Consider the following 13,254-nt stretch of genomic DNA (forward strand, 5'->3'; position numbering starts at 1 on the left):
CCGAAAAAAGCTGAATACTGCCAAATTCGGGGTTTTTATGTTATGTTTTTGTTAGGTATATAGTTGATATTCAGTCGTTTAAGTGTTGAGCAAGAAGCCCTAAAAAAAGCGATTGCCACTTGTGAGGACACCTCTTTTATTATTCATTTTTTGAACCATCTTTGTTCTCAATATCTCCCAACTCCTTTAGATCCTTCAACTCCCCTACCGACTTTACCTTCTCATCCAACAACCCTGGAAAAGTACGGAAATTCAAATCTCTCTGAGGGAAAGGAATCTCTACCCCATTTTCCTTGAATGACTTAAAAATCCCCCTCATCACCGTGTTCCTTATTTCCACCCAAAGATCAAAATTTTCCACCCAAAACAACACCCGAAACTCTACAGCACTGTCTGCAAAATTTTGCAAAAGCACCCTTGGCTCTGGTTTTTTCATAATCTCTTCCAGCTGAATTTGTTCAGATAGAATTGAAGAAACCAAATCCATATCTGATTTATAACTAACTCCGATAATCAGTTCTACCCTACGTTTTTTGTCAGAAAGTGTCCAGTTGATCAAGTGCTGAGAGAGTAAGTCCCCATTGGGGATGATGATCTCAGAGCCATCATAAGCTTGGATTTTGCTCGACCTGATCCCGACATCCTTCACTGTACCCGATCTTCCTCCCACCTCTATGGCGTCTCCTATTTGGATAGGTTTCTCAAATGCCAATATAACCCCGGAGACCAGGTTGTTCACTATGGTTTGCAGACCAAAACCGATTCCTAGGGAAAGAGCTCCCAATACGATTGCGATCTTATCAAAACCAATCCCCGAAGCTCCTACAGCCATAACAAAACCGACAGAAAGCACCCCCAGTCTGATCAAAAGTATAGAGGATCCAAGTCTTTTATCCCGTGCAGACCCTTTCTGCTGATCCTTTATAGTGGCAAAATAAGCAACATTGTTAGCCAATACACTGGAGACATATACTATCACGAAGAAAACCAGAATATTCCCGAATGTGAAGGTAGTATTGATTAGACTCCTTTGGGTTGTGAGAAATTCATGACTGTACTCTAGGACTATATCCAATAATGAAAGATTATCGAAAAAATAATAAACCCAAATCATTCCGGCCAATCCGAACAAAACCTTTTTCAAGCGAACCTGGATACCGTGGAAGTCAATATAGGATGTGAAATCATTTTCCCCTTTACCCCTCAATTCGATTTGAAGGTATATGACTTCCATGATGATCAGCACAAAGAGATAGAGCACGACAGATTGGGTAAAGCTGATCGTCGCCGCTACACCAAGTAGCTTACCCAAGGTAAACCTTCCCAGAAAGTTGGCAAGTAAAGACAAGCCCTGCATGGCAATATAGAAGTTTACCAAAATTTTGATAAAAGAGGGAAATGAATTGGGATTGTTTTTTTGGAATTTGACAATTCTCAAAGCCAAATAAATCCCAACTAAACTCAGCAATATAAGGTACCATCTTTCCGAATAGTTGATATCTCTATAAAGGTTGCTGATTGTGTAAATCAAAAATATAAACACAAATACAAGCCAATTTTTGAAGAGTCCCTTCGGAAACCTTCCTATCAATAAGATCGTCACCGCAAAAACCACTATCCAAAGCAATACAGTCATAAAAGATATGGTAGGGTTCGGGTAAAAAAATGGAAGTATAGGCAGTAAAATCACCAAAACACTCAAAAAGGGACTTTTGGGAACGTACTTTGCCCTTTCAATAATGATCTTGGAGAATTCTTTTTGGGATTCAATCGCAGCCAGAATATTCCTTATCCAAAAATAGATTGCCAATATCACAAGGATAAAAAAAACGGTCAAACCTAAATGACTTTTCAAATATCTATAAAAAATAGCTTCATTCAACCTGATTGATTCTATAAACACCTCCCTTAACCTCGACGAACTTTGATAATCAGGCTTTTCCCATATATAATTGAAATCTTTTAACAGAAGTGCTTTTTCGGATTTTCTCAACTCCATGGCAATAGCCTCAGACAACTCTGAGAGCCTAACCATCACCCCTGATATTCTAGTCTGAAAACTTGCCGTGTAAATCCGCTGCTCACTCAATACCCTTTCAGTTTCCTGAACTTGACCCCGCAATTGGGAAAGGGCATTTTGGTATTCAGGCAAAATGGACGAATCCCTCAAATCCAACCGGAACAATTCATCTTCCTTGATTTTTTCCAACTGTTCCCTAACAGAAACCAATTCCTCAATTCTGGCAGTAACTTTCCGCTCAGCTACCAACACTTGATTCCTTATGTTTTTCAGCAGATTATCAAGCTCTTGCAAGTATCGCATACTGAGCGTCGATTCATTGTCTTCCAATCTATTCTGAACCACCATTGACAAGCGCTCAACACTAGGGAAATCTTCGATGATTTCCAATGAATCCAATACCTTACCCAAGGTGAAATTCATTCTATTGAGTTGTATGGTATAATCTTGGCTTTTTCTGATGCTTCCCTCCAAAGATGGCTTTTCGGCTTCCTCCACCTTTTGCTTCTCTACTTTATCTGACACTTTCAACAAAGTATCAAGCCCTTGCACATCAAAATGTATAGCATTTGCGGTAAAAGCAAAGAATATCAAGTATACAATTAGGCTGAAGAATTTCATACAGGTTAAGATTTCTTTTGAAATAAAATTCAATATACGTGATAAATTGAAAAAATCAGCTTGGAAGATAGACGAATCGGAAATGTTTGGGGAAGGAATTCTATTCAATTTTCTAAACTCATTTGTGTTAAAATTGTTGTATAGATATAGCATCCAACAGCTTTTCACAAAGTGTTAAACCATGTTAAATACATAGATCGATCTTTTGAAAAGCTTGATTTTTGATAACCGATACTCGTAAATTTCGTGTATCTTACTTAGAACTTAAACGCAAATCAAAATGAATAAAAAGCAGTTTTTCCTAGGCATTATTTTAGCCTCTCTGATAGGTGGTATAGTTGCTTTGGCAGGCGCCAGCTATTTATCCAAACAAAATACAGCCACCAATTTCAGTGAAAAACAAGATGCCAGTTTGGTAAACTGGTTGTCAGATTCCAAATTCACTGTCCCGGATGGCATCAATTTCGTAGCCGCTGCCCAACAAGTCACTCCGGCAGTAGTGCATGTCAAAAGCTCTGTAACAGTCTCCCAAAGACAAAGAAATGCAGATCCTTTCGAGGAATTCTTTGGGTTTAGGCCACCTGAAAGAAACCAACCACCACGAGAAGGCAGAAGCTCCGGGTCAGGTGTGATCATTTCGGAAGACGGGTACATTGTCACCAACAACCACGTGATTGAGAATGCAACCAAAGTAGATATTTCATTGGAAAACAACACCAGATATACAGCCCGGGTGATCGGAACGGATCCTACTACCGACTTGGCATTGTTGAAAATTGAAGCAAAAGGTCTTCCCTACGTAAAATTTGGCAACTCAGATGACACCAAAATCGGTGAATGGGTACTGGCCGTCGGAAACCCTTTCGACTTGACATCTACAGTTACTGCCGGAATTATCAGTGCAAAAGCAAGAAATATCGGCATTCTCAGAACAGCTGAGAACAACCTTTCCATAGAGTCATTCCTTCAAACGGATGCAGTAGTGAATCCGGGAAACTCTGGTGGAGCTTTGGTAAACCTCGCAGGGGAACTGATAGGAGTCAACACCGCAATTGCATCTAGGACTGGCACTTTCAATGGCTATGCATTTGCCGTGCCAAGTACCCTGGTAAAAAAAGTCATGGACGATCTATTGGAATTCGGAACTGTGCAAAGAGGTTTGTTGGGGGTCACAATCATCGATGTCTCTCCTGAAATGGACGAGGAATTAGACCTCAATCTTGGGTTAAGCCAAGGGGTGTACGTTTCCAGCGTCAATGAAGGAAGCGGCGGTGCAGATGCTGGCCTCCAAAAAGGTGATGTCATTATAGGTGTCGATGGTGTAAGGACAAACACTACAGCGACCCTACAAGAAATGGTAGCCCGTAAGCGCCCTGGAGATCGGGTTTCCTTAAAATATTTAAGAAATGGAAAGGAAATGGAAACACAAGTAACCTTGAAGAACATTTCCGGTGACACAAAAATCATCAAAAAAGAAGTCCCTGTCGTAGCTAGTTTCAATGGGGTTACATTTGAGGATTTGAAAGAAAACATCAAGGAGAAATTGAAAATCCAGGGGGGTGCAACAATCCTAAGTGTTGAAAATGATATCTGGAAAAAATCCGGCGCACGTCCCGGCTTTATCATAACCTCCATACTGGGGGCTGAAGGTAGGTTTAGAATCACCAGTGCAAGTGATGTGCTTTCGGTATTGGAAGAAAATAAAGGTGAGGAAATAGTAGTCTTGGGATTATATCCCAATGGCCAAGAATATTACTTTGAACTTAAAGTCGAATAAGAATACCAAGTGTTTGAGTTGTTTGGAAAGAGACCGGTCATTAGATCGGTCTTTTTCTTTTCTTCACAAAACAAGATCAATACATCCAGCGTATAGGTTTGTGGAGTTTACAAACCCTCCACGTCCTGCTGCCTGCTGTAGCAGTCGATACTCTCTCCCAACCCCGAAGTCCTTGATAACAGCCGTGTCTGTAAATATCAAATCCTATTGAGCAAGAGCACTTCCCAAGCTATCAAAAAAATTTCGTTAAATTTATTTTTTTCTGCAACCACGAAGGCTTTTACATAACAAACTATCTTACAGATCATTAAAACACCCCTTTGGAATCTAGGTCCGAATAGGGGAAACAAATAAAAATAAGTGTTTCTATTGTGGAATTAGATTTGTATCTTAAAGAAGATTAATGATTTAAAATCACTCATGGGAAAATTTATTGAATCCAAGCAGAAAGGCATATGCCTTCAAACGAAAAAATCCATAAATGTTGGGGACTCTGTATTTTATTTCCCCGGTAGAGGAATGTTTTGTATGGAATCTCAGATTTATCAAGAACACCTCAAGAATGGTGCATATTCAGAAAATTCAGAGCCGGAAATCCGAGAAGATATAGCAGATGTTTTTGTCGAATAAAATCGTCAAACTCCAAATTTTAAAATAATTGGATTATAATTAAGTATAAAAATCCACTTTATTCATTTTATCAATTTTGAATATGGGATTTCACACTGATTTGCCATCAATGCTATTTTGATAGGCCATAGCATCAATTGGGTTTCTGTACTCTCAGATAAAGCTCTGTTTGCAGATTTCGTAACAAAAAAAGCAGCTCGAAAGCTGCTTTTTTTGTTACGCTGTATATTGTCAACTTTCCACAATCCTTTTTGTCATCAATGGACAGGGTTGCGGATAATCATTTTTACTTTTTAGGGAAAATAGCTGAATCCCCCAATTGTTCTTCGATTCTAAGCAACTGGTTATATTTCGCCATTCTGTCAGATCTTGATGCAGATCCAGTCTTGATCTGCCCACAGTTCACTGCTACCGCCAAATCAGCAATGGTAGAATCTTCTGTCTCTCCAGATCTATGTGACATCACTGCTGTGAATCCAGCTTTGTGGGCAAGGGAAATCGCATTCAAAGTTTCAGTCAAGGTACCGATTTGGTTTACTTTGATCAAAATTGAATTTGCGGATTTTTCCTCAATTCCCCTTTGAAGGAATTTCACATTGGTAACAAACAAATCATCACCAACCAATTGAACTTTGTCTCCTATCTTAGCTGTCAACAAAGCCCAACCTTGCCAATCTTCTTCCGCAAAACCATCTTCGATTGAGTCAATTGGATATTTTTCAGTCAATTCGGTAAGGTAAGCAACCTGCTCTTCCCTAGATCTGATTTTACCGGAATCTCCCTCAAACTTCTTGTAATCATAGTTACCGTCTTTGTAAAATTCGGAAGCTGCGCAATCCAAAGCAATCGTCACATCATCACCTGCTTTGTAACCAGCATTTGAAATCGCATCAAGGATACAAGCCAATGCTTCTTCTGTACCACCTGAGAAGTTTGGCGCAAAACCACCTTCATCACCAACAGCCGTACTCAAACCTTTATCATGAAGGATTTTTTTCAAATGGTGGAAGATCTCTGCCCCCATTCTGATAGCTTCTGAAAAACTGCTAGCACCAACAGGCCTAACCATGAACTCCTGAAATGCGATTGGTGCATCGGAGTGCGACCCACCATTGATGATATTCATCATAGGCACAGGAAGTGTGTTCGCATTTACCCCACCTACATAACGATAAAGTGGCTGGCCTGCTTCCATAGCCGCAGCTTTGGCAACAGCCAAAGAAACACCAAGAATTGCATTGGCTCCCAACTTGCTTTTGTTGGGGGTACCATCTAAATCGATCATGATCTGATCGATTGTATTTTGCTCAAAAATATCAAGTCCCAACAATTCTGGTGCAATGATATCATTCACATTGGAAACAGCCTTTAGGACTCCTTTTCCGAGGTACTTGGACTTATCCCCATCACGAAGCTCTACAGCTTCATTGATGCCAGTAGAAGCTCCACTAGGTACAGCTGCTCTACCAAAAGCACCGTTCTCGGTGAAAACATCCACTTCTATCGTAGGATTTCCCCTTGAGTCTAAAATTTGTCTTGCGTGAATTGATTGAATTAATGTCATAATTTAAAATGGTTTATTAGGTTTTAATTTTTGGTCATTAAAGATACGAAATCATCAAACAAATACCTCGAATCATGAGGTCCTGGAGATGATTCAGGATGATATTGTACAGAAAAAGCAGGTTTGTTCTTCAATTTAATCCCAGCTATCGTCCCATCATTGAGATGAACATGTGTAATCACAAGTTCTTTGTTGTTTTCCACGTCCTCCTTTTTCACCACAAAACCATGGTTTTGGGATGTTATCTCACTTTTACCCGTCAGGATATTCTTGATTGGATGGTTCAAACCTCTGTGGCCATGGTGCATTTTGTAGGTGGATACTCCACATGCTTCGGCAAGAACCTGATGTCCAAGACAAATCCCAAATACAGGCAAACCAGTATCCAAGATACTCTTTGTGGTACTTACTGCATAATCCATCACTGCTGGATCGCCAGGTCCATTTGAAAGGAAATAACCTGAAGGATTCCAAGCAGACAATTCTTCTATACTAGTTTTCGCAGGAAAAACTTTACAATAAACCCCTCTATCGGCAAGATTTCTCAGGATATTCTTCTTAATCCCAAAGTCTAGGCAAGCAACACGGATTTGCGAGTTTTCATCTCCAAAAAAATATGGCTCCTTGGTACATACCTTGGAAGACAATTCCAGTCCATTCATATCCGGCACCATGTTCAATTCAGCCTTGAGTCCTGCAAGATCTCCTTCATACTCTGAGCTGATGATTGCATTCATAGCTCCTTGGGAACGAAGATGTCTTACCAATTTCCTTGTGTCGATATCGGCAATACCTGTAATATTGTGGCTGGCAAGATAATCTTGAAGAGAACCACTTGCATCCAACCTGCTATGTATTTCAGAAAAGGAATTGACAACTATACCTGCAATGGTAGGGCTATCAGATTCAACCTCATCTTCTATTACACCATAGTTTCCAATGTGTGAGGTCGTAGAGACAACAATCTGTCCAGTATAGGAAGGGTCAGTGTAGATCTCCTGATAACCGGTCATCCCTGTATTGAAACATATTTCACCGCCATTTGTCCCTGGCTTACCAATGAGAGTGCCATGGAAAATTGTTCCATCGGCCAATAATAAAGTAGCTTTTTGTTTGTTCATTTTTTCTTTAAGACTGGTCAAATTTAAGAAAATTCTAAGGATATGTCTTCTTAATATTCAAAGGATATAAAAAAAGGGATTGAACCAAAGTCCAATCCCTTTATATGAAGATCATAGCAACATATTATTCTGCAGCGTTATCTTCTTTTTTATCATCTTCTTTCACTTCTGTCGCAGTCTCATCAGCAATCACAGCTGATTCTGCAGCAGCACCGGAACCTCTTCTACTTCTTCTAGTAGTTTTCTTAGCAGGCTTAGCTTCTTTCAACATCAATTCGTTGAAATCAACAAGCTCAATGATACACATTTCAGCGTTATCGCCTAAACGATTACCAGTTTTGATTATTCTAGTGTATCCACCAGGTCTAGTCGCAACTTTTTCAACTACTTCTCCGAAAAGAGTCTTGATAGAATCTTTGCTTTGAAGGTATGAAAATACAATTCTTCTGTTGTGTGTAGTATCTTCTTTAGCTCTAGAGATAAGAGGCTCTACATATTTTCTCAATTCCTTAGCCTTTGCAAGCGTTGTAGAAATACGCTTGTGAAGAATCAGTGAGGAAGCCATGTTAGAAAGCATTGCTTTTCTATGACTTGCCGTCCTTCCAAGGTGGTTAAATTTCTTACCGTGTCTCATTTTATTTACTCTTCATCAAGTTTATACTTAGACAAATCCATTCCAAAAGTCAAACCTTTTTCTTGGATTAATTGCTCTAATTCAGCCAATGACTTCTTACCGAAGTTTCTGAATTTCATCATATCAGAAATCTCCAATTTGGCAAGATCACCTAAAGTCTTCACGTCAGCAGCTTTCAAACAATTGAATGCACGTACTGAAAGATCCAAATCACCAAGAGAAGTTTTCAATAACTTTCTCATGTGCAAGAATTCTTCATCAATAGGCTCTGGTTCAGAAACTCCAGAAGAGTCCAATACCATTGTTTGATCAGAGAATAACATAAAGTGCTGAATAAGAATCTTAGCAGATTCCTGAAGTGCTTTTTCAGGATGGATAGAACCATCTGTAGTTACTTCAAGGATCAATTTTTCAAAGTCAGTTTTTTGTTCTACCCTAGTGTTTTCTATGCTATACTTCACATTCTTGATAGGTGTAAAGATGGCATCGATTGGGATTACTCCAAAAACCTGTTCTTTTGGTTTAGACTCCTCAGCAGGAAGATATCCTCTTCCTTTTTCTATTGTAAGTTCAACTTCTAGACTTTTTGATTCATCCAAGTGGCAAATCACCAAATCGGGATTCAGAACCTCAAAAGAAGAGGTGAATTTCGCGATATCTCCAGCAGTGAAAACGGACTGATTTTTAACTTCTACGGTAACTTTACTGTCGATAGCTTCATGTACCTTCTTAAACCTAACCTGCTTCAGGTTAAGGATAATATCGGTAACATCTTCTACAACACCTTCGATTGTGGAAAACTCATGAACCACCCCTGGAAGTTTCACGGAAGTGATGGCATAACCTTCTAAAGAAGACAATAAAATTCTCCTTAAGGCATTACCAATGGTGACCCCATAGCCTTTTTCAAGTGGTTTGAATGTAAATAAGCCGTGAAAATCATCAGCTTTTTCCATCACCACTTTTTCGGGCATTTGAAATGCTAGTATGGACATATCAATAGTTCTTTTTAAGTCTGAATTAATATTACTTAGAGTAAAGTTCAACAATCAGTTGTTCTTTGATATTCTCCGGAATATCCTCTCTCACTGGAATGCTTACGAACTTACCTGCTAATGAAGCGTTATCCCACTCTAACCAAGAATAACGTGCTGTACCTTTTCCTGCCAAACTTGCAGTGATCGCTTCAAGAGATTTTGAACGCTCTCTTACGGATACAACATCACCAGGTTTTAAATTATAAGATGGAATATTAACCAATTCTCCGTTTACTAAGATATGCTTGTGGGAAGTCAACTGTCTAGCAGCTCTTCTTGTAGGGGCGATACCCAATCTATAAACGACGTTGTCCAATCTAGACTCCAACAATTGCAACAAGTTTTCACCTGTGATACCTTGTTTTCTGGAAGCTATATCAAACATTTTGGAGAATTGTCTTTCCAAAATACCGTAGATGTATTTAGCTTTTTGTTTTTCGGCAAGCTGAATAGCATATTCAGACTGCTTTTTTCTTCTACCTCTACCATGTTGCCCTGGAGGGTAGTTTTTCTTCTGAAGTGCCTTGCTTTGTCCTTCAATAGGCTCACCGAATTTTCTGGCAATCTTTGCCTTTGGACCTCTATATCTAGCCATTCTATATCTTCTTTAATGAATTAAACTCTTCTACGTTTTGGAGGACGACATCCATTGTGTGGAAGTGGGGTCACATCTATAATCGTAGTTACGTCAAGACCTACATTTTGCAAAGTTCTGATAGCAGATTCTCTACCCGCTCCAGGACCTTTTACAAAAACCTCAATTTTTCTCAATCCTAAATCATATGCAACCTGGCCACAGTTTTGTGCTGCCATTTGTGCTGCATAAGGTGTGTTCTTCTTTGAACCTCTGAATCCCATCTTACCGGCAGAAGCCCAAGAGATCACCTGTCCAGAATTATTGGTAATAGAGATGATGATATTGTTAAAGGAAGCTTTGATATGCACTTGGCCTACCGCTTCTACTTTAACTACTCTTTTTTTACCTTTAGCTTTATCGTTTCTTTTCTGAGCCATAATCTAAATCAAGATTTATTTAGTTGCTTTCTTTTTGTTAGCAACAGTCTTTCTCTTACCTTTTCTAGTCCTAGCGTTATTTTTGGTTTTTTGACCTCTCAAAGGAAGACCTTTTCTATGTCTCAAACCTCTATAACAACCAATATCCATTAATCTTTTGATATTAAGCTGAATCTCAGATTTCAAAACACCTTCTGTTCTGTATTCTTCAGCTATAATATTTCTAATAGCGGTAGATTCTTCATCATCCCACTCACCCGCTTTCTTGTCAAAGGAAATGCCCGCTTTCTCAAGGATAGCTTTTGCCGCACTTCTTCCTATACCGAAAATATAGGTTAAGCCGATTTCTCCTCGCTTGTTGTCTGGAATGTCAACTCCTGCAATTCTTGCCATAATTATTAACCTTGTCTTTGTTTAAACTTAGGATTTTTTTTGTTGATCACATAAAGCTTTCCGTTTCTTCTGATCACTTTACAGTCAACACTTCTTTTCTTGATTGATGCCTTTACTTTCATGACAGTTTATTTGTATCGATAAACAATTCTACCTTTAGAAAGATCGTAGGGAGACAGTTCTAACTTCACTTTATCTCCTGGAAGAATCTTTATATAGTTCATTCTCATTTTACCTGAAATATGCGCAATCAATTGATGCCCATTTTCAAGTTCCACTTTAAACATTGCATTAGACAATGCTTCTATTATAGTACCATCTTGTTCAATAGATGTCTGTTTAGCCATATTTAGAATTTATAGTTTTCTTCTATATATTGATGTGTAGTCAAGATCTCAGTTCTATCTTTGAAAATGGCTACTGTATGCTCATAATGTGCAGATGCTTTTCTATCAGCTGTCCTGATTGTCCATCCATCCCTCTCTTGTACAATATTCCTTGTCCCTAGATTTACCATCGGTTCGATCGCAATGACCAAGCCTTCGTTCAGAAGCGGTCCGCTGCCACGCTTACCATAGTTTGGAACCTCAGGAGATTCATGGAGATTTCTCCCCAATCCATGCCCTACCAATTCCCTTACAACAGTAAAACCTTTTGATTCAACATATTTTTGAATCGAATTGCCAATATCGCCAATCCGATTTCCAAAAACTGCCTTTTCTATTCCCAGAAACAAGGACTCCTTTGTTGCTTTGAGCAATGACAAAATATCTGAAGAAACTTCACCGACAGGGTAAGTATAAGCGCAATCGCTATGAAAACCTTGGTGAAAGACTCCACAATCTATTGAGATTATATCGCCATCTTTCAAAACATAATTACTCGGAAATCCATGAACCACCACTTCATTTACTGAAATACAAAGTGATGCAGGAAAACCATTGTAACCTTTGAAGGAAGGAACACCTTTGTGATCCCTTATATATTCCTCCGCTATTTTGTCAAGAAAAGAGGTTTGTACACCTGCTTTTACATGTTTGGCAACTTCCCCATGGGCTTTGCCTAATATTTGAGCACTTTCTTTAATTAACTGGACCTCCTCGAAAGTCTTGTATTGAATCATATTACGGCTGCGTAATCCGATGGATTATTTTTCATATTCCCACTCTTCATCATGCCTTCATAATGTCTCATCAACAAGTAACTTTCAATCTGTCTCAATGTATCCATGATCACACCTACCATGATAAGTAGAGATGTACCACCATAGAATTGAGCAAATTCAACCCCAACACCTGCTATAATGGCAAAGGCTGGAAGTATAGCTACCAATGCCAGAAGCACAGAGCCAGGAAGCGTTATTCTAGAAATAATGTTATCAATAAATTCAGAGGTAGGTGCACCTGGCTTGATGCCCGGAACGAATCCACCATTCCTTTTCAAATCTTCAGATATCTGCTCAGGATTGACCGTGATAGCAGTATAGAAGAATGTGAATAGAATAATCATCAAGGCAAATACCAAATTGTACTGCCATGAAGTGAAATCTGAAAAGGTACTACCTATGTAATTGGCGATATCATTTTCCGAAGACCAGATCTGCGCAATCATAGCCGGCAAGAACATCAATGATTGTGCAAAGATGATAGGCATTACACCTGAAGCATTTACCTTGATTGGTATATACTGTCTTTGACCTCCATAAACTTTCCCTCCCACTACTTGCTTGGCATACTGTACAGGGATTCTTCTAGTGGCTTCAGTCAATGCTACTACACCATATACTACAAAGAACAATATTGCTGCCTCTATAATGATAAGTAACATTCCCGAAGTCCCTTTTGAAAGCCCTTCTGCAATAATGGCACCAGGGAATCTTGAGATAATACCGATCATGATCAACATGGAAATACCATTGCCGATACCTTTCTCGGTGATCTTCTCTCCCAACCACATACAGAACATAGTCCCGGCAGAAAGCAATATCAATGAACTAAACATAAAGAGCGTAGTACTTACCATTACTGCCCCAGTAGGAAGGATAGTAGCTGTAATATAGCCGATACCCTGTGCCACAGTGATTGCGATGGTCAATACCCTAGTGATCTGATTGATTCTTTTTCTACCAGATTCACCCTCTTTTTGTAACTTCTGAAAATAAGGTACTCCAACAGTTAATAACTGCAACACGATAGATGCAGAAATGTACGGCATAATACCCAAACCAAAAATGGATGCATTGCTAAACGCACCCCCAAGGAATGTATCTATTAAACCGAATATACCTTCAGGTGCATCACCCAACTTTGATGGATCTACTCCTGGTAAAACGATAAAAGAACCCAATCTGAATACAATCAGAAAACCGATTGTATTCAAGATTCGAACTCTTAAATCTTCAATAGTAAAGATATTCTTAACTGTTGAGATAAACTTTTTCATT

At 39.1% G+C, this 13,254-nt stretch carries 13 protein-coding genes; 1 reads left to right on the forward strand and 12 read right to left on the reverse strand.

From position 1 onward, the window contains the following. Positions 1-139: 139 nt before the first annotated feature. Positions 140-2,641 (reverse strand): mechanosensitive ion channel domain-containing protein, encoded by a 2,502-nt coding sequence (locus ACFSKL_RS12035; protein WP_376886485.1) that lies wholly within the window; start codon positions 2,639-2,641, stop codon positions 140-142. Between the two features lie 280 nt (positions 2,642-2,921). Between ACFSKL_RS12035 and ACFSKL_RS12040 the strand changes: the two genes are divergently transcribed. Further along, positions 2,922-4,418 carry a Do family serine endopeptidase gene (locus tag ACFSKL_RS12040; RefSeq protein WP_376886486.1) on the forward strand — a complete coding sequence of 499 codons (1,497 nt, stop codon included), beginning with the start codon at positions 2,922-2,924 and terminating at the stop codon, positions 4,416-4,418. 916 nt (positions 4,419-5,334) lie between these two features. On the opposite strand, the gene eno is transcribed toward ACFSKL_RS12040, so the two are convergent. The 11 genes from eno to secY all read right to left on the reverse strand — a co-directional run bounded on the left by eno (position 5,335) and on the right by secY (position 13,253). After that, on the reverse strand, positions 5,335-6,612 hold the full coding sequence (gene eno, locus ACFSKL_RS12045) for a phosphopyruvate hydratase (protein ID WP_376886487.1): 1,278 nt from the start codon (positions 6,610-6,612) through the stop codon (positions 5,335-5,337). Positions 6,613-6,635: 23 nt separating this feature from the next. Next, on the reverse strand, positions 6,636-7,733 hold the full coding sequence (gene carA / locus ACFSKL_RS12050) for a glutamine-hydrolyzing carbamoyl-phosphate synthase small subunit (RefSeq protein WP_376886488.1): 1,098 nt from the start codon (positions 7,731-7,733) through the stop codon (positions 6,636-6,638). Between the two features lie 124 nt (positions 7,734-7,857). Next, complete coding sequence (rplQ, locus tag ACFSKL_RS12055; RefSeq protein WP_376886489.1) at positions 7,858-8,367, reverse strand: 50S ribosomal protein L17; 510 nt, start codon at positions 8,365-8,367, stop codon at positions 7,858-7,860. A gap of 5 nt (positions 8,368-8,372) precedes the next feature. Beyond that, positions 8,373-9,362 (reverse strand): DNA-directed RNA polymerase subunit alpha, encoded by a 990-nt coding sequence (locus ACFSKL_RS12060; RefSeq protein ID WP_376886490.1) that lies wholly within the window; start codon positions 9,360-9,362, stop codon positions 8,373-8,375. 31 nt (positions 9,363-9,393) lie between these two features. Further along, the gene (gene rpsD, locus ACFSKL_RS12065) at positions 9,394-9,999 is read right to left on the reverse strand and encodes a 30S ribosomal protein S4 (RefSeq protein ID WP_376886491.1); all 606 of its coding nucleotides are present in this window, start codon (positions 9,997-9,999) and stop codon (positions 9,394-9,396) included. Between the two features lie 20 nt (positions 10,000-10,019). Then, positions 10,020-10,418 carry a 30S ribosomal protein S11 gene (rpsK, locus tag ACFSKL_RS12070; protein ID WP_014772316.1) on the reverse strand — a complete coding sequence of 133 codons (399 nt, stop codon included), beginning with the start codon at positions 10,416-10,418 and terminating at the stop codon, positions 10,020-10,022. A 15-nt stretch (positions 10,419-10,433) separates the two neighbouring features. Beyond that, the gene (gene rpsM / locus ACFSKL_RS12075; RefSeq protein WP_014772315.1) at positions 10,434-10,811 is read right to left on the reverse strand and encodes a 30S ribosomal protein S13; all 378 of its coding nucleotides are present in this window, start codon (positions 10,809-10,811) and stop codon (positions 10,434-10,436) included. A gap of 5 nt (positions 10,812-10,816) precedes the next feature. Beyond that, positions 10,817-10,933, reverse strand: coding sequence for a 50S ribosomal protein L36 (gene rpmJ, locus ACFSKL_RS12080; RefSeq protein WP_014772314.1), 117 nt, complete (start codon positions 10,931-10,933; stop codon positions 10,817-10,819). 6 nt (positions 10,934-10,939) lie between these two features. Continuing rightward, positions 10,940-11,158: a translation initiation factor IF-1 gene (gene infA, locus ACFSKL_RS12085; RefSeq protein ID WP_040480068.1), complete on the reverse strand. Its 219-nt coding sequence runs from the start codon at positions 11,156-11,158 to the stop codon at positions 10,940-10,942. 2 nt (positions 11,159-11,160) lie between these two features. Beyond that, positions 11,161-11,934, reverse strand: coding sequence for a type I methionyl aminopeptidase (map, locus tag ACFSKL_RS12090; RefSeq protein WP_376886492.1), 774 nt, complete (start codon positions 11,932-11,934; stop codon positions 11,161-11,163). Beyond that, entirely contained in the window at positions 11,931-13,253 is a 1,323-nt protein-coding gene (gene secY, locus ACFSKL_RS12095) for a preprotein translocase subunit SecY (protein WP_376886493.1), read from the reverse strand. Before secY ends, map begins: the two co-directional genes overlap by 4 nt. Position 13,254 lies beyond the last annotated feature (1 nt).

The organism is Belliella marina, assembly GCF_042682445.1.
Lineage (GTDB): Bacteria > Bacteroidota > Bacteroidia > Cytophagales > Cyclobacteriaceae > Belliella > Belliella marina.